General features: G+C 56.7%; 14 protein-coding genes and 2 pseudogenes. 8 read left to right on the forward strand and 8 right to left on the reverse strand.

Features of this window, described 5'->3' with window-relative positions; all coding sequences use genetic code 11:
- The 6 genes and pseudogenes from AC0L3S_RS28655 to AC0L3S_RS28680 all read right to left on the reverse strand — a co-directional run.
- The coding region (locus AC0L3S_RS28655; protein WP_473277935.1) for a porin at positions 1 to 143 on the reverse strand (143 nt) is incomplete at its 3' end.
- Between the two features lie 1,165 nt (positions 144 to 1,308).
- On the reverse strand, positions 1,309 to 3,024 hold the full coding sequence (locus AC0L3S_RS28660; protein WP_473282977.1) for an arylsulfatase: 1,716 nt from the start codon (positions 3,022 to 3,024) through the stop codon (positions 1,309 to 1,311).
- Positions 3,025 to 3,505: 481 nt separating this feature from the next.
- Positions 3,506 to 4,483, reverse strand: coding sequence for a formylglycine-generating enzyme family protein (locus tag AC0L3S_RS28665; RefSeq protein WP_473282878.1), 978 nt, complete (start codon positions 4,481 to 4,483; stop codon positions 3,506 to 3,508).
- A 452-nt stretch (positions 4,484 to 4,935) separates the two neighbouring features.
- Positions 4,936 to 5,728 (reverse strand): annotated as a pseudogene (locus tag AC0L3S_RS28670) (sulfatase-like hydrolase/transferase); the annotation flags it as partial.
- A gap of 205 nt (positions 5,729 to 5,933) precedes the next feature.
- Positions 5,934 to 6,887: a helix-turn-helix transcriptional regulator gene (locus AC0L3S_RS28675; RefSeq protein ID WP_473282880.1), complete on the reverse strand. Its 954-nt coding sequence runs from the start codon at positions 6,885 to 6,887 to the stop codon at positions 5,934 to 5,936.
- A gap of 417 nt (positions 6,888 to 7,304) precedes the next feature.
- Positions 7,305 to 7,500 (reverse strand): annotated as a pseudogene (locus tag AC0L3S_RS28680) (haloacid dehalogenase-like hydrolase); the annotation flags it as partial.
- A 674-nt stretch (positions 7,501 to 8,174) separates the two neighbouring features.
- Between AC0L3S_RS28680 and AC0L3S_RS28685 the strand changes: the two are divergent.
- The 6 genes from AC0L3S_RS28685 to AC0L3S_RS28710 all read left to right on the forward strand — a co-directional run bounded on the left by AC0L3S_RS28685 (position 8,175) and on the right by AC0L3S_RS28710 (position 12,604).
- Entirely contained in the window at positions 8,175 to 8,522 is a 348-nt protein-coding gene (locus AC0L3S_RS28685; protein ID WP_473282882.1) for an HdeA/HdeB family chaperone, read from the forward strand.
- A gap of 227 nt (positions 8,523 to 8,749) precedes the next feature.
- Positions 8,750 to 9,439: a hypothetical protein gene (locus AC0L3S_RS28690; protein ID WP_473282884.1), complete on the forward strand. Its 690-nt coding sequence runs from the start codon at positions 8,750 to 8,752 to the stop codon at positions 9,437 to 9,439.
- A gap of 150 nt (positions 9,440 to 9,589) precedes the next feature.
- Positions 9,590 to 10,312 carry an outer membrane protein gene (locus tag AC0L3S_RS28695; RefSeq protein WP_473282886.1) on the forward strand — a complete coding sequence of 241 codons (723 nt, stop codon included), beginning with the start codon at positions 9,590 to 9,592 and terminating at the stop codon, positions 10,310 to 10,312.
- A gap of 56 nt (positions 10,313 to 10,368) precedes the next feature.
- Positions 10,369 to 10,854 carry a DUF992 domain-containing protein gene (locus AC0L3S_RS28700; protein ID WP_456768153.1) on the forward strand — a complete coding sequence of 162 codons (486 nt, stop codon included), beginning with the start codon at positions 10,369 to 10,371 and terminating at the stop codon, positions 10,852 to 10,854.
- 94 nt (positions 10,855 to 10,948) lie between these two features.
- The gene (locus AC0L3S_RS28705) at positions 10,949 to 11,413 is read left to right on the forward strand and encodes a cysteine rich repeat-containing protein (protein ID WP_456768152.1); all 465 of its coding nucleotides are present in this window, start codon (positions 10,949 to 10,951) and stop codon (positions 11,411 to 11,413) included.
- Between the two features lie 873 nt (positions 11,414 to 12,286).
- A complete protein-coding gene (locus tag AC0L3S_RS28710) occupies positions 12,287 to 12,604 on the forward strand; it encodes a hypothetical protein (RefSeq protein WP_456768151.1) in 318 nt (105 codons plus the stop codon).
- 120 nt (positions 12,605 to 12,724) lie between these two features.
- On the opposite strand, the gene AC0L3S_RS28715 is transcribed toward AC0L3S_RS28710, so the two are convergent.
- Positions 12,725 to 13,066, reverse strand: coding sequence for a hypothetical protein (locus AC0L3S_RS28715; protein WP_473282889.1), 342 nt, complete (start codon positions 13,064 to 13,066; stop codon positions 12,725 to 12,727).
- Between the two features lie 216 nt (positions 13,067 to 13,282).
- Complete coding sequence (locus AC0L3S_RS28720) at positions 13,283 to 14,458, reverse strand: AraC family transcriptional regulator (RefSeq protein ID WP_473282892.1); 1,176 nt, start codon at positions 14,456 to 14,458, stop codon at positions 13,283 to 13,285.
- Here AC0L3S_RS28720 and AC0L3S_RS28725 point away from each other — a divergent pair.
- Both AC0L3S_RS28725 and AC0L3S_RS28730 read left to right on the forward strand, forming a co-directional pair.
- Entirely contained in the window at positions 14,445 to 14,666 is a 222-nt protein-coding gene (locus AC0L3S_RS28725) for a hypothetical protein (RefSeq protein WP_473282894.1), read from the forward strand. The genes AC0L3S_RS28720 and AC0L3S_RS28725 overlap by 14 nt on opposite strands.
- 1,025 nt (positions 14,667 to 15,691) lie before the next feature.
- The gene (locus AC0L3S_RS28730; RefSeq protein ID WP_473282896.1) at positions 15,692 to 16,690 is read left to right on the forward strand and encodes a helix-turn-helix domain-containing protein; all 999 of its coding nucleotides are present in this window, start codon (positions 15,692 to 15,694) and stop codon (positions 16,688 to 16,690) included.
- The last annotated feature ends 45 nt before the right edge of the window (positions 16,691 to 16,735 follow it).

Here is a 16,735-nt window from a genome sequence, read left to right on the forward strand (position 1 = left end):
TAGTAGAAACCCGCACCGTACAGGGAGCAGATCTTCACGTATTCGACCGCTTTGGCCTTCACGGGGAGATCGGCTGCTTGCGCTCCGCCCACGGCGATAAGACCCGCCGCTGAGCCGAGCAAAAGGCTCTTAACCAACTTCATGTTAAACCTCCAAGTTGCTCTTCAGGGAAGGTCACTGACCGGACGGCCAATTCCCGAACCCCCTTTTAAATCCACCGATTGAGCCACTTCGCGCCTTCGGACACACCCGCGGAACGCGAGGGACTTAAGCGAAAGACTTAAACGGGACGACCTTGGGATGCCCCCCTCCGTCGCACTCACGATATGAGGCAAAGACCTCCGATCAAGCAATGACAGAGTGCCTCGGATAAGGTCGGAATGGCGCGTTTTTGGACGGATGTTGCACAAATATCACTTTTTGCTGAACGGACTCACCCGCCTAGAGGTTTGATATCGCTGCGAAATTTGTCTGACTCCCGCAAAAATCGCTCGGGGAACCATTTCCTGCGGACTCGGGTTCACCACAGGCTTGGGGCTTCGCCGCACGAGAACACGGGGCAGAATCATTCATCCGAAGGCGTCATCCTTCCCTTAAACGATCGCGCGGACCGACGTGTCTTGTAGTACTTGCGCCGGCGCGAAGTGCTCGCCCTTGTCCTATCGACCTAACGACCGGAACACACGCACACGCATTGCGTCGCTAGGACCAGCTGCCCGGTTTAGCTTGGAGTGGTTCGATATTCAGCGGACCGAGCAGACCAAAGCCGGACTTACCTAAGTCTACTGCAGGAGCTTTGTTCAGCTTAGCTCGTTCCCTCCCGCCCCCTCTCTGGCTAAACAGCGTCAATATTGAAGCTCGCAGCTTACGTGGCAGGATACGAGTGGGACGAGCAGACATCCTGTCGGAAGGCGTCGCCACCACTTGCACAGATGCTACCACTCACCAGCCTTGGGAGCTGGGTCGCTCTCGGTTGCGCGTGATGAAATGTTTGGCCAGCTCCCTTCGCCAGCCTGCGCCGTCCACCACAGGACGGAGCGGTGAAGACAATTCGTCGCTCCGAGCTCGATCGTAGGCTCACGATGAATGTCGACCCCGCTTAGGCCCGCTGGATCATTGAGCAAGTCGTGAGATGTCCGGATTAAAGTCTAAACCCGACTCCGCTCGATAGGCCGAATACGCCTGTTGTGAACCAAGAGCTCACCCGTTCGCTGCCGCAGGGCGCGCGCACGTGATTGGCTTGAACAAAGAAACGACGGGTGCCTCTTTATCAGGGCGCCCGTCGAAGTTAATCAACCGAAGCTCAATTTACTTGGCGATTGCAGCCTGGGCTGCAGCGATCTTCGCTTTCACAGCCTCAAGATTAAAACTCGCGCCTTTCTGCATCGGCGGAAACTCAATCGCGGTCATCGCCAGCTTTTCAACCTGTTGTTGGACAAATACGAAGCGCCAGAATTCGTATTTGAACCAGTCGAAATATTGCTGCGCGCCTTCCTTGGTCCCGTTGTTTGGCCACCCCGTGCGCTCAAACGGATCGAGGCGAAGGTTGGTTATGTAGGGTACATCCGGCTTGCTTTTGTCGCCCAGCCAACCGCCAGGCTGGTCGATGAAACGAAACTTGTAGTCATCGATGCGAACCGCGCCGAGCTCGCTTTCGCCGAAGTACCAGATCTCGTGCCTTTTCGACGGCCCCTGGCCGGTGATCATATCCATCTGATTGTAACCATCGAGATGGCACTTGAACGTGGTATCGCCGATCTGTTTGCCCTTCTTCAATTCTTCGGCGATGTTGGGATTGCCCGCGGCAGCAACAAGTGTCGGGAACCAGTCGAGGCCGGAGATCATGCCATTTTCCACCTTGCCCGACGGCACCTTTCCCGGCCAGCGGATCATTGCTGGCGCGCGGAAGCCGCCCTCCATCACCGTGCCTTTGCTCTGCGCGAAAGGCGTCTGTCCGCCGTCGGGCCAGGTGAACACTTCGGTGCCGTTGTCGGTCGTGAAAATGACGATGGTGTTGTCGTCGACCCCCATGTCTTTGAGCTTCTTCATGACGATACCGACGTCATCGTCGAGTTGCGCCATGCCGGCTTCATGGATCGTCCAGCCGTTCTTGGAGTTGCGCAACGCCTGATATTTCGGCGACAGATGGGTGACGATGTGCATGCGGGTCGGGTTGAGCCACAGGAAAAACGGCTTGTTCTCAGCCTTCGCCTTGTCGATGAACGCCAGCGAGAAGTCGCGGATTTCGTCGTCCACAGTTTCCATTCGCTTCGGATAGAGCGTTCCGGCGTCCTCGATCTTCTGCTTGCCTACCCTGCCCCAGCGTGGATCTACCGTCGCGTCGTCAACGCTGGTGGCATATGAATGAATCATGTTCCGCGGACCGACGGTGTTCAGCAGATCCTGCGGATAGGCGGGATGTGCCGGATCTTCCATCGCGTCGAGATGATAGAGATAGCCAAAGAATTCGTCGAAGCCGTGAACGGTTGGCAAGAACTCGTTCTTATCACCGAGATGGTTCTTCCCGAATTGGCCGGTCGCGTAGCCCATCCCTTTTAGCGCCTGAGCGATCGTTACCGCCTGCGCCGGCAGGCCAGTGGGAGCGCCGGCTTGGCCAACCGTAGTCATACCGGTGCGTATCGGCAGCTCGCCAGTGATGAAGTTGGCGCGGCCGGCCGTACAACTCGCTTCGGCATAATAGTCGGTGAACAGCATGCCTTCGGCGGCGATCTTGTCCAAATTCGGTGTCCGGCCGGCCATCATGCCGCGGTGATAAGCGCCAAGATTCCAGATGCCAATGTCGTCGCCCATGATGACAACGATGTTGGGCTTCTGTCCGGCGGACGCAGTTGCGGGCGCTGTCGCCGCCTGCTGCGCCTGGGCAGGGCTCGTCAACCCGACGGCTGCGAGCGCGGAGGCCGCGACGAGAGAGCTGCCGCTCAACAGCAATTCGCGGCGTTTCAATCCTGCGCTGCTCGGCGCGGTAGCGAGTTCTGACTTCTCGGACGCCTTTTTGTCGCTCATCTTTTTGTCGCTCATGACGAGTTCTTCTCCCTGTTGGCCATTCCTAACGCGCGCTAACTCAACTGCACGAAATCACACACCGCAGATCAGATGTTGTCATCCGACATGCTGATGCCGATACTGCACTTTGACTGTGTTTCCAGCGATCGACTATGCACAAACGGCAGCCGCCTCGAACGCGCGCATATGCGTCGAGGGCTCAAAGCCAACAGCCGACATCCTCGGAGAAGTGGCCGCATGTCAGAAGAGCCTAGACGAATCCAACACCGCACCGTTCGCGGTCGAGGGACGAACCTCAGCGCCGCCACACGAAACGTTATGCTCTGGTTACAAGCGAGGCAGCACAGTGGAAAATGCCTGGCCTGAAAACATTTTGCTCGTCGGGAAGGCTGAGGCAGGTCGACACGAGCGCAGCGGTAGCCCTTCCGCCGAGAAGCATCTGAGACATCGGTAGTCGCAGGCTAGGCGATGGTCTTCCTCATCAGGATTTCGTCCTGGAGATGCACCGGAATCCAACATGGCTCGCCGAAGTATCGATTGGCTCGGCATGACGGGCTGCCGGGCGATACCGTCGGCAGTAGTTCGGCGCGCACAGATGTGAGCCTCCCTTGAGCACTCTCCGGGGGATGCTGATGTTTGGGGTACGTGGGTCGTAGCTTTCGCCTTCGACGCCGCCGCGCGGATTCTTCGGTATGCAACAAGCCTTCGGCGCATCGGCATCGTGCTTCGCCGAATACCAGTCGGCAGTCCACTCCCAGACATTGCCGATCATGTCATAGAGGCCATAGCCATTCGGCGGAAACGCGGTCACCGGCGAGGTACGTTCGAAGCCATCGGCTGCGAGGTTCTCGTGCGGGAAGTTACCTTGCCAGGTGTTTGCCAGGTGTTTGCCAGCAGGGGTCAGTTCGTCTCCCCACGCGAACTCCGCCTCGCTCAGTCCGCCTCGCGCGGCGAATTCCCACTCGGCTTCGGTCGGCAGATCCTTCCCGGCCCATTTTGCGTATGCTTCCACGTCGCGTAATGAGACGTGGACGACGGGATGATCTTCGAGGCCACGGATATTGCTGTGGCGTCCGTAGGGCCGCCGCCAGTTGGCGCCGAAGGCGAAGGTCCACCACTCGCCCCAGTAACGCAGATCCACGGCCTCTTTGGGCGGAGTGAAGACAAGGGAGCCAGCTTTGAGCATCTGCGGCAATGCGTTTGGATAATCCTTCGCTTCAGGAGTTATCTCGGCGAAGGTGACGTAGCCGGTCGCGTTGATAAAGTCGCGGAACTGGCGATTGGTTACAGGGGTCCGATCCATCCAAAATCCGTCCACGGTGACGCGGTGGGCGGGCGCTTCTTCCGGATAATGCCTGTCCGAGCCCATCAGGAAGGTACCCCCTGGGACGTGCACCATCTCTGGATGCGACGAATCTTCAACCGGGCGCCTGAAACTAGACTGGGGGGCAAAATTCATGTGACTTCCGTCTTGACGGTCGCTTCAGCAGCAGAGTGCCCGCTCTGCGCCGTGCGCACTATGCGAATTCGGCAGAATCCGTAAGCCTGCGAAGAGAAGGCCTTAGCTGCGAACCCGAAAGGCCAGGATTACCAATCCCGCCCCCTGAATGAGGAGCAGCGCACCAAAGACAACCGGCACGGCCAATGCGGCTGCGATGGGAGACCCTAGTAGCAGAAGACCAACCAGGCCGTTGATCGCTCCCAGGATAAGCGGCCCGATGCCGCCACCCTTGAGGCCGGCAATGATCTGCAGGGCGCGCCAATGACCAGTCCTTGGACGCCGAGAATGAGCACGAGCACCGTCGGCACAGTCAGGGCAGCAACGAGCGGATGCCGCAGAACAAAAAGACCTGCGAGAACGCCAACCACCCCGCTGAGCAACGACCATACTATGGCGTTGAGCCATCGACGAAAACTTGGACGCCCGCCATCGGGCCAGTTGAATGTTTCGGCGCATTGTCCGTCGTGTAGACCACGATCGTGTTGTTAGAAATGCCGAGATCGTCGAGTTTTTTCAGCAGCTCGCCAACCTGCCCGTCGTATTCCACCATACCATCTGGATAGATGCCTACCCCGGTTTTTGCCCTGCGATTCCTGCTTGAGACGAGTCCAGATATGCATGCGGCTGGGATTGAACCAAACGAAGAACGGCTTCTTGTCTCGATTGGCGCGTTCGATGAAATCTGCTGACGCTTTGAGACTCGTCGTCGATCGTCTCCATGCGTTTCTTGCTGAGAGGACCGGTTTTCTCACACTTCTGTTTGCCAAGAGGACCAAAGCGGGCATCATCGCCCGGGGCCGCAGTTGCGGTCGCAAAACATTTCATTGCTCCGCGCGGACCGAACTGCCTTCGGAATGATGGATTGGTTGGATGGTCCGCATGCTCGGGTTCGTCCTCCGCATTTAGATGGTAGAGGCTTTCGAAAAACTCATCAAAGCCGTGCACGGTGGGTAAAAATTCGTTGCGGTCGCACAGATGATTCTTCCCGAACTGGGCGGTCCGTATCCTTCTGGTTTCAAGAGTTCGGCAATCGTTGGATCTTTCGCGGAGATAACTTCCTTGGCTGCAGGCAGCCCAACTTTCAAAAGGCCCGTGCGGAGCGGACTCTGTCTGGTGATGAAAGCAGCACGCCGGCCGTACAGGACTGTTGCCCATAACGGTCAGTGCGCCCTCGTTGGCGATACGATCGATGTTCGGCGCCCGACGAGCGGCGGTTTTACATTCGCTTGGCGTTCATAGCTCCGGCTCCTACACTCACGCTGCGGGACGGCAAACTTCTCCAAACTCCGGGGGGCAGTTGCAGAAGCGAACAGGAGCTAACTACTCACTAATCTCCGGTCTCCGTCTCACTTAGTCTGTCCGAAGTCCCTCAGATCGCGTTATGCGAATTCGGCACAGCGGTTATAATCTAGTCCTCCTTGCTGGAAACGCGGCGCAACGTTGATGACGGCGTTTCTCCGAACAGGTCGCGGTAAGCTACCGCGAAACGCCCGAGTTCCGTGAAGTGATGATGTCTGGCAATCTCTGAAACACTGGCAGATGCCGGATCAGCGTCACGCAATGCGGATCGCGCTCTATTCAACCGCCGCAACAGGTAGTAGCGGCTTGGACTAACGCCTAAAAATTCCGCACAACAAAGCCGCAACGTACGCTCCGGCACCCCAATGGTTGTGCAGAGCTCCGACAGGTTCAAATGAGGCTCCGTTAGCCGAGCCAAGCATTCCTCGAAACTAACCATGATCTCCGAGTGGCGCCGCCTTGAGTTGGACGGTCTGTCGGCATTCCGGGTCGACAAGCATATGACGAGCGCGTCGAGCAACTCGCGCTCGATCGAAGCGGCGCAGGCTTTGAAGAAGAACTCTCCTGTCGTTTCAGCGACGTCGCACAGTTTCAAAATCAGGCTCAACAAAACTTTGGTGGCTTCATCTGCAGGCATCACAATGCAGTTGTCAGATGGCGCTCTGAGACTTTCACCGGTCAAAGCTTTGCTGTAGGCGGCAAGCTCGTCTGACGGCAGAGATATCACTCCCCAGCCCCCGTCTCTGGTTGTTCGCTGGTGCGTCCTCTGCCCGAGGGAATGGAAAACCAGATCGCCAAAATCTAGACCAACTCCACAGCAGAACATGCTGAGCACCCTGTTCGTAGAGAACGAGATGTGCACATGGGATTGCGGCAAGCAAAGGAAAGCGATGCGTGGAAGGTTCTCTTTTGCCCTCAGCAGCTGCAGGCAACCGATGTTCAAGTGGGTTAGTTGTCCCTTGAACTCACCATTGGCTGTAACAAAGAACTCGACCTTTCCAGTTCCAATCGCCGCACTATACGTGTCGGGACTAACGAAGATCGCCGTTCCATTCTGGATCATCGAATCGTCTCGTTCGAAGATGGCCGCGGCGCCGCGGGCCCGTGGGGCTGCAGTTTGGTTGATTGACGACGATCCGCCTATGCAGGTTCGGAAGCCGATTGCACTGCTTCGCAACTTCTGACGCCCTGACGACCAGCGCTAGGCACTCGTGCTTTGCTCCGAGTGTTGCGCCGGTACATCACCCACCCACGGTTTGTGGTTTTGCCGATTTTGCATAGCTTAAGGCCAAACCGCGGATAGCATAGGTTCTGCAGGTGTCGAGGAGCGGGCAGTTGCGGCGTGATCGTTCGATCAGGGACTTTCGGCTCGGTGCCGGTGCGATCGGTGCGTGCTAATCCTCACCACCCACGAGTCCCGCGCCGACGAAAGGGGCATCTCGTTCTGGCTGCCTGGGCAAGTCAACAGTCTGCCGGCGGCCCCGCAGAGCGCAATCGGCCGGCGGCCTACCGCTTCGTTGAAGCCAACGGTCTTGCCCCCTTTATCGTCGATGAAGTTCAACTCGGGCAGAGGAAACAGGGTTGGAGCCGTCGCGCATCTCGAATCTAGTTTTGATGGATGAGCCTAGGATCTGGTCGGGAGGAACCCCGTGAACCTTATCTGTCCATGGACGCATTTCGGCGGATCTCGGAAGACACTGGTTTGCCAGCCGCCAACGAGGGCGCTCGACATTGCTCAATCTTTCGAAATATGTCGGCACGTTCACAAGGAGTTGTCGCAAAATCACTTGTTACTAAATTTTCTTCCGGAATTGCATAGCGCGCCTGACCATTGAACTTCAGACTGCGGCAAGCCACCGCTGTAAACAAGCTCCAGGCACGATCGCTTTGGAGCGCGAGGACAGCACACTCCATGTGGCCGACTGCAGGATTGTAGGAATCGCTCATGATCACTGCCCGCTGGCTGGCTATCATTCTCATCCTTGAACATGCGGAGCCGTTAGCGGTCTTCGCCAAAGACGGGCACGAACGCACCGTGACAATCCGCGATACTGGGTCCGCTCAGCGCGTGAGATCTAGCGTCGTCGCTCGACAGGATTTGTTTGATCGGCGCAACCCAAACAACTTTCGCGTAGACTGGCCCAGTCCTCCTGCTCAGCCCGGACAATTCTGAGGAAGCAGAACTTATCGATGAACGCTTTCATCCGTGAGGATGAATCAAGTCAGTTCTGTCGCACCCGATCTTGGGCCGCGAAGGTCGACGTCCACGAAGCGAAGCAAGTTGCAGACAGGCCAGTTAGTGATCTCGATGCCGACCACCGGACTGCCTTACCACTCCAAAGAGGCCAACATGCGCAGGATGCTCCTTGTCGTGACAACAATGCTTTTGGCGGCAAACTCCCATGCCCAGGCACAAACGGACCTCACCGCATACGCTGATTCAAACGGATACATCGACGTGCAAACATTGACCTGCGCCGCCCTTGCGGGCACCTGGCAGGGAGACGCCGATCGGCTCACCACTTGGTATAGCGGCTGGTACAACGGCCTCGCCAAGAAGCATTACTTCAATATCGCTAGATCAAAAGAGCTCGAGCATGAGGTGATCGTCTACTGCAAAGCGAATCCTCAAATACGCATCATTGAGGCCATTGACGTCATGCTCAAGCAAGAGAGGCTCTCGGCCGGCTTCAAATGACACTGACCGCAATTTTTTGCATTCAGTGATGTGGGGGACGTGGCCTTTGCGACCGCCTTAATTCCAGATTTCGCATCAGAAATGGTCGGCAGAGAAATTAGAAGTCGATCGCCGGAATTGCATAGTCAAACGCATAATGCTCTTCCAAGGTCGCCCGAGCGTCGGGACACCTCGTGCAAATTCTGGAAGCGAGAACGTCCGAGGACGTCGACGAATAAGGGGGCGATATGACGAGCAAGACCAAGACTGCCGCGCTCGCAGGATTTATGGGCGTTTCCATCGCGTTCACGGGGATCGCCGGCGCATTTGGCCAGGCTGCTCCAACATCGTCCTCGATCAAAACGATCGGCACCCCTAGCGTGCCTGCAAAACCCGAAATCGTCCCGTCCTTGTTCGTGATGAACTCCCGCGGTGCGTCACTGCAGGGAGATAACTTGGTTCTGACTGGCGTCACGCCGAGCTCGATTATCTTCGCCGATCGCCCAATACGAGCTGCCGGTCACCAGGCGACCGCCGACGTGATCGCAGAATGGGGATCAGGAGAGGACAGCTTCGCCAAGAACCCGCCCAATGCGACAGTGTCCGTCTTAGCGAAGGACGGCTCAGTGAAGGATGCGGTCGTGGTGCTGAGGAACCCGAAGCTCGAGGGTGACAAGCTGACTTTCACCGTGCAGACGCTGGAAGGTGATCTCGCCGGCGCCGACGGAGCGGCAGCGATCTTCATCGATATTATCGGGCGACCGCTGACGCCGCTGTCGTTTGCCGGAGTTGCTCGCCGTTCAGCATTCCGCGGCGCAATGTACGCGGGCGCCGCAGGGGCTGCCGCATATGGGGCGGCCGCTTATGCCGCACCCTACTATCGTTCGTATCCGCCCCCTCCGGCCTGCGGCTACTACCCCTACCCGCCTTGCTATTGAAGACGCACTACCGAGAACAAACCCTCTTTCCTTCGGAGCTCGGCTCCCATTGCCGCAGCCGCTGAATCCTGACAACCGCTCGGCTTCCGCGAATGCTCCTCACGAATTCCGTCAAAAGACTGGACGGCTTCAACTCATAAGGACCAGCTCATGTGGCGTTTAGCACGTGTCGCTCTCCTCGCAACCGCGACCGGCGCCGTTAGCGCATCGGCATCTGCTGCCGACCTCCCGGGTCGAGTGGAGCCACTCGCGCCGATCGCCTATGCGCCTGCGTTTTCATGGAGCGGCTTCTACGTTGGTGGAGAGTTGGGCTGGATACAAACGAACCCGCAATATACGACCGGCGCACTATTGCTCGGGACTCCATTCCTGCTCACATCCGGCTCGCGTAAGGATGGCCTGACCTATGGAATTCTCACTGGCTACAACTACCAAGCGGGTCAGTTTGTGTTGGGCGTGGAAGGCGATTTTCAGGGATGGACGGTCGGCGCTATACGCTACACCGCCATCACCGGCGACTTCCTTACGGCGCATAGCAAATGGGGCGGCTCGATACGTGGCCGGCTCGGCTACGCTGCCGACCGCGCCCTGCTCTATGTGACGGGTGGAGCGGCGTTCGCATCCATCGAGACCTCGATTCCCTTTACCGGCATTTCAGTCGGCGGCGACGGCACGCGCGTGGGCTGGACGGTCGGCGCCGGCCTGGACTACGCCATCACAAACAACTGGTTCACGGGCCTTGAGTATCGCTACTCGCAGTATCAATCCAGATCCTTGGTGTATCCGATTCCGGTTCTCAATCTTGGAATCATCGGGCTTAAGCAAGAGCTGAGCAACAACCAGGTCACGGCTCGCCTTGGCTATAAGTTCTGAATCGTTTTTGAACCTGGCTAAGCCATCGAATAATTACAGCAGCGCGGGATTTCATCATGCTCAAACATATAGGCACGCTGTTGCTGGTGGGGCTCGCCGCGGTCTTTGTGTCACCTGCGTTTGCCCAGCAGCCACCTCCCGGAGTTAGCGTGGGTACCCTCACGTGCAAAATGGCACCTTCCATCGGCTTGATCTTTGGATCCCGCCAGCGAATGGCATGCCGCTTCGCACCCAATGGCCCTTATCCACCCGAAGCATATCTTGGTGTAATGGGCACTATCGGGATCGATATCGGGATCACGGCAGGCGGCGCGATGGCGTGGGGAGTCTTTGCACCCACAGCAGGTCCACGCCGCGGAGCGCTATCCGGCACGTATGTGGGCGCGAGTGGCGCCGTTGGCGTCGGCGTCGGGGTCGGCGCCAATCTGCTGTTCGGTGGAACGGGGCGTTCGATCGCCTTGCAGCCGCTCTCCCTCGAGGGCTCGCTCGGGATCAATTTGTCGCTTGGAGTTTCAAGCCTCACGCTGTCCTTGGCGCAATGAATTACCGGCAAAGAACATCCCTCAACTTTCATCACGAGCCTGCAGCCAGTTCAATGCAAGCAGGGTTCGGAGCCAGTCATCAGAGGACGTATCGATGAGAATGATAGTCAGATCAATCATCATCCTTGGGGCTCTCCTGTGCCTGACCATTTCGTCGATTGGCAACGCCTCCGCGCAGACTGACGTCGGAAAGGCCCTTTTGGAAAAGCTGACCGCCAGGGTGGCGAAGCTTGAGAGCGCCTGCGCAAGCGATATCAAAAAGTACTGCAAAACAGTAACGCCTGGTGAAGGGCGCATGATTTATTGCATGCAAGCCCATGAAGACAAGATCAGCCCCAAATGCGCGTTTGAACTTGGGGAAGCGGCGACGAGCGTGCAAACGACGGCGGACATTCTGAAAGACGCCGTGATTGCGTGCAAAGCCGAGATAACCGGAACATGCGGAAAAATAGTGCCCGGCCAAGGTCGAATTGCCGCTTGTCTGCTGTCTAATAAATCGACAGCGTCTGCGAGTTGCGTGGAAGCCATTCAGAGGGTCGAGACCATGTCGTCTCAATAGCACATCGTCGATCAAAGCGCAGAAGCACTTCCGTGTCCGACAACGAACCGGAGAAACGACCCGAGCTTTTTTTTTGCTCTCGCACCGAACCGTTCGGGCTGTTCAGAATTCCAATGGCGCGAGACGAAACCGACTATTGAAGATTAGACAAGTCAGTATTGGTTTGCTCGGATTGGAAACCGTACCTACCCGGCACACGATCAATACACCTTTTTAAGAACCAGCTTCTTAAGCCGCGCCAAGGCCCCGTAACACTCCGCCAATTCCAAAAGCTTCCGTCTTTGCGGTCCATCCTGCATGCTTGCGGCGTCTTGAATCAGGATTTGCGAGAGTTCGTCGCACTCCTCCAAAGTCAGATGTTGATCTTCGATCGAGGGTCTGACGTTTATCGATGTGTTCACGCTGGCTACCCTTCTGGCGGTGCTCGCGATCAAGCCATCGAGGGGAAGCTTGCGCTATAACATGGGATAAACTTCGTTCATCCTTCTCGGTGGCGGTTCCCCGTGGAGCAACGTGCACGAGTTCTGAATGCTCGTTGCCGTGACAATGCCGGCTTTGCACAGGGCTGAACCGACATACTTATTAAGGTGAGCTCGCCCAAGCTCGGATGCGTGCGCCGACGCCCCTTCTCCGCAACGACAAGCAAGATGAGGGCACAACAGATCGCCTACACGTCCAACTTCGATTGGGGATTGTGCAAGGAGACGTCGTTAGCTGAACAACTTGGAAGGTCGGTGGCGGACTTGCAGTTTTGTTTTGCATCACACACTGCGCCTTTGGACCTGAACCTGCCGGTTTTGCATAGACCAAAGCCACAACTGGATACAAACTGCGGAGGAGCTGTTCACGGAGCTAACTCTAACCGGGGGTGCCATGATGCCGATCTCGATTTCGATGATGATCCTGGGTGCGCAACTTCTTGTCCCAGTAGCCGATAACGTGCCGAAGTTCGACATGGCCCGGAGCTGCAAGCTCGACCTTGCAGCTACAGCCGGGCTCTCGGTCGGTCAGTCTCTCAAGAGTTGCGTCAATGATGAGCAAAAGGCGCGACGCCAGCTTAGTGCGCTCTGGACGAAAATGTCAGTGACGCAGAGAGAAAGCTGCGCTGGCCAGGAGGCCGTGGGTGGTACGCCGAGCTACGTCAGTTTGCTGACGTGCCTCCAAATGGATCAGTGGGTCCTCAAACCCTGATCTTATAGCGCTTCCAACGTATTGGTCCACATAGGACCTGACAAGTCGGCTATCACTGCGGTTTGTTTGACCATCAGTACCAAAAGCGGTTCTCTGCTGGTTGAGATCGGACGCATCCGGCTAGACCGCGATAAGGGCTGAATTCTTCTTCCGAATTTCAAGGATGCCAAGATGCAAGCAACTCAATTGGCGGTTACCGTAGCCATGCTGATGACAATGGTCGGGCCAAGCTATGCCGCAGAACAGCAATTCTTGTGCAAGGGTCAACTCGTTCAACAGATGCCCGATCCGGCAATTCAACCAAAACCAATCGACTTGAACGTCACTCTGGGCGGCAAGGACAAGTTGTTGCTGATCGTTGGGAACGACAAACTCGCTACTCGTGTTACCAGCAACAACAAGATCCAGCTCAAGTTTGTGACAAAGGAATTCGTTGGAGAATACTTCCATTACGGGCGACATGTTTCTTATCTACAATTCCGGACCTCTCGCGCGGCTCAGTTGCGCGGCCTCCTAATTCCAAATTCATCTTCCCCATTTGGAGAAGGTCAAGAAGGATGTCCCGATATCGAGGCACCTCAATGCAGTTTTTGGACCTGCATCCCATCATATACCGATCGACAGCGCACCGCCAGCGCTTCTGCGCCCGCCGCTCTTCGAAGGAGCCCTTTGACGAACTTACGACACTAGCTTCAAGGGACGGCTTACCTTTTCCTGTCGAGAGTCTGGTGTCTTCCGGAGGGTTGCAATTGGTGATTCGTCAAACATCTGCCGATAAGCTACTGCGAACCGCCCCAGTTCACAGAACCCGTGCGCGGTCGCCACTTGGGTAACGGTTTTTGCATCGGGAGCGGCTTGCCGCAAGGCATGGCGGACGAGATGCATTCTCCGCAAAGTCAGGTATCGAATGGGTCCCATCCCGAGGTGCTCCTCGCATGCGGCGCGCAGCGTTCGCTCTGCCACCCCAATGGCTGCGCAAACTTCGCTCAAATGCAGCGGAGTATTTGGATTTGCTTCCAGATACTCCTCGAAACGTCCGAGGATGATTCCGTGGCGCAGCAAACCTGTTCCGAAGTTGGAGGCCTCACAATCAGCTAAACAGTTTATCAGCGCGTGCAGCAGATGCTGCTCTATCGCGTGAGCCACTTCTGGCTGTGTGAAAAGGTCGGGTGCGCTCTTCGCCAATCCTCCGGCTATCGCATGAAGGTTCAGGAAGCGGCTCATTAAATCTGAATTCGGCCGTATGAAGTGCGCGCCCTTGTGCGGATTGAATTCGGATCCGACCAACGACCTCCAGCTCGTAGCGAGCGCCTCTGGTCTTAGGGAGACCCCCCCAAACCTGTATTCACCGGAGGTTTTGACATGTTGCACGTCATAATCGTGGACACACATTTCCCCCAGCGATAATAGTCGCCCCCGGCTGTGGACCTCGGGCTGTTCGCTGGTCAGAAACGTATACACCTGACGGCCTGGGCTAATCGTCCCTCTGTGCACGCGTGGCAAGCACTCCGCAAAGCGCTGCATCCACAGTTCATTCAATGTAACTTGCGTCAACTCAGCCCGAAAATCGCCTTTGGTCGTTGGGAAGATCTGTATCTCCGCGGAACGTACGCTCGTCGCGTATTGAACCGGATCTTTGAATACGAGGACTTTGCTCCAAGGCATTTTGCCCTCCCACAAACGCCACACGCGAAGGCTGTAGAGCAGGCGATCTTCGTGGCTGACCGGCAGAATGTCTATGCAAATTCGGCAGAATCGGGAATTTGGAACAAACTGCCGCAGTTGCATAGTCCATGTGACTGAACCGTTACATAACGCTTCAAATCGGAACGACATGTCGATGAAGCGCGCCATCGGAATCAACGAAATTGATCGCGAGGCTATGATGCGCGAGGAAGAGCAGCGCCTGAGTGCTGAGCAGTGCGACGACATGGCGCAGGCACTCCTCCAGGAAGCTGCAGGCATGCTAGGCGGACATCGGAAGGAGCGCCTGTTAGAGCTCGCAGAAGCTTACGGGATCCTGGGCCAGATGAAGCGAATGGTTTTGCGCTGTGCAAACTAGCTTCACTTTGCATGTAAAGCGGCATAGCACCCGATGGTTCGCAGTGCTTGCCAACGCTCGTCCGAAGTCCGACCTTTGGTGCAAGCGACTATGGCGTGGGTACGCAGCAATCATAAGGCGTGTAGTAGCAATAGCCGTATCCACAGGCCACCGGCACGGCAGTGCCATAATAGCCGGGAGCGTAGTAACCTGGCCTATAATACGCACCTGCTGCGGAACCGACTGCAGCGGCACAGCAGTGCCCATGCCCACTGCGGGGCGGTAGATACCACCCCGGTAAACGCCGCCTCGATAGCCGCCGACCCGGTAGATGCCCCCCGGTAGACGCCGCCTCGAAGCCCAACGGCGTGCACGCCGCCTGCACGAAATCCGCCGGCGTGAAAACCACCAGCGCGCAATGCCGATGCTTCGCTTGAAACGGCCAGCAATGCGCCAACGCGACGCGACGAGTGCTCCAACGGTGCGCGCCGACATTTTGCTTTTCCCTCCTAGTGAGATCCGATCGCGAGCGTAGAGCCATCAGGAGACATTGAACGGCACAATCGGAACGCATTTAGGTCTCGCTCATCTAGACGAAACCAATTCGATCGCCTGCCCAAAACTAGAGACTTAAACTGCGTCAACCAACCGGACACATGCGGTAAACAGCGCCGGATCCATCAAAACGCGCGAGGCGCAAACGGCGGCTATCGGCCGTACGGCTGTTGCTACATCCGGGTTGACAATACCGCCGATGACTGGATTGATGCCTCAATAGTAAACTAGAAACTCTTAAGTTAGCCACCATCAACACGGCCCCTCGAGACGGGGTCAGCGCCTTTTCTGCCGTTTCTGCATAGTCAACGTCTTTCTCCCGCTTTAATTTTCCCGCACGTTTTGCGTGTGTAAAAAGGTCGTTGCACCATCTGTTGGTGAAGTGAAGCCCCTCTGCGGGCCGCATAAGATTTCGAGCGGGCAAATACTTTCGCAGGGATCAGAAATTACGTCTCCTAATGCATTCATGAATTGAACAGTGTCGAGCACCTATGGGTTCGAGTCGTGTTTTCAATTTTGACGATCCGTTCCCTTTCCAGGAGTCGATCCGAGGATCGGATAACAAACTGCTGCTAACAAAAACGGGGGATTTTCGCGCCGAACTGACGCAGGTGACCTTCAGTCGGCTGATGATGCAACGGTTCGACGTTACGCTGCCGCAAGTCTACACGAGTCAAATCACCTCTGGTCGACGAGTTATTGCCTTTCTTACCGGAGAACAGCCGACCTTTCTGCATCGCGGCAGGGACCTATCGCCCAACGAAATCGTCGTCTGCAACTATGACGTAGTGCATCATAGAACCGAAGGTGACTGCCACTTCGGAGCGATGTCACTGACTCCCGACGATTTCGAGGCGGCGTGTAAGGCTATCGCGGGTGACGAGTTTTCTGGAGTGGAGTTGGAATATTTGGTCCGGCCAAGTTCGGTCCTTATGCGGCAATTGCAACAACAGCACCAATTGATTGGCAAGATGGCCATCGCGACACCAGACCTTCTCGAACTCCCGGAGGTGGCTCGGGCCTTAGAGCAGAACATAACCTACACTATGATCAAGTGCCTCACTGAGGGCTTAGCGTCGCAAGTAGAAGGCACTAACCATCGCCACGGACGGATGATTGCGCGGTTCGAGGCATTTCTCGAAGCACATCCGGCGCAGCCCTTGTACTTGGCCGAGATATGCAACGCGATCGGCGTGGCCGAGCGAACACTTCGAGTGGCCTGCGAAGAACATCTGGGGATGGGACCCATCCGCTATTTAACTCTGCGAAGATTGCATCTGGTTCGCCGAGCGCTGCTCAGGGCTGATCCTTCATGCTCGACAGTCACAAAGATTGCCACCGATCATGGCTTCTGGGAACTGGGGCGATTTGCGGCGGCATACCGAACGATGTTCGGAGAACCTCCCTCGATCACGTTGCGCCGGTTCGCGGATGACAATTATGTCTTTGATCGTCCGACCTCTCCAGCAGCAGTGTCCTTCAGCGACTGACGGCAGTTTAAGGATCGCGCCGCTGCGCGGCGAAAGCGGATAAGC

The sequence above is a fragment of the Bradyrhizobium sp. Ken01 genome, assembly GCF_055807355.1.

Excerpts from the sequence above, each read along its gene's own strand:
- AC0L3S_RS28660 (WP_473282977.1), bottom strand. The coding sequence starts at position 3,024 with ATGAGCGACAAAAAGGCGTCCGAGAAGTCAGAACTCGCTACCGCGCCG.
- AC0L3S_RS28665 (WP_473282878.1), bottom strand. The coding sequence starts at position 4,483 with ATGAATTTTGCCCCCCAGTCTAGTTTCAGGCGCCCGGTTGAAGATTCG.
- AC0L3S_RS28675 (WP_473282880.1), bottom strand. The coding sequence starts at position 6,887 with ATGATCCAGAATGGAACGGCGATCTTCGTTAGTCCCGACACGTATAGT.
- AC0L3S_RS28685 (WP_473282882.1), top strand. The coding sequence starts at position 8,175 with ATGCGCAGGATGCTCCTTGTCGTGACAACAATGCTTTTGGCGGCAAAC.
- AC0L3S_RS28690 (WP_473282884.1), top strand. The coding sequence starts at position 8,750 with ATGACGAGCAAGACCAAGACTGCCGCGCTCGCAGGATTTATGGGCGTT.
- AC0L3S_RS28695 (WP_473282886.1), top strand. The coding sequence starts at position 9,590 with ATGTGGCGTTTAGCACGTGTCGCTCTCCTCGCAACCGCGACCGGCGCC.
- AC0L3S_RS28700 (WP_456768153.1), top strand. The coding sequence starts at position 10,369 with ATGCTCAAACATATAGGCACGCTGTTGCTGGTGGGGCTCGCCGCGGTC.
- AC0L3S_RS28705 (WP_456768152.1), top strand. The coding sequence starts at position 10,949 with ATGAGAATGATAGTCAGATCAATCATCATCCTTGGGGCTCTCCTGTGC.
- AC0L3S_RS28710 (WP_456768151.1), top strand. The coding sequence starts at position 12,287 with ATGATGCCGATCTCGATTTCGATGATGATCCTGGGTGCGCAACTTCTT.
- AC0L3S_RS28715 (WP_473282889.1), bottom strand. The coding sequence starts at position 13,066 with ATGTCGCCCGTAATGGAAGTATTCTCCAACGAATTCCTTTGTCACAAA.
- AC0L3S_RS28725 (WP_473282894.1), top strand. The coding sequence starts at position 14,445 with ATGAAGCGCGCCATCGGAATCAACGAAATTGATCGCGAGGCTATGATG.
- AC0L3S_RS28720 (WP_473282892.1), bottom strand. The coding sequence starts at position 14,458 with ATGGCGCGCTTCATCGACATGTCGTTCCGATTTGAAGCGTTATGTAAC.
- AC0L3S_RS28730 (WP_473282896.1), top strand. The coding sequence starts at position 15,692 with ATGGGTTCGAGTCGTGTTTTCAATTTTGACGATCCGTTCCCTTTCCAG.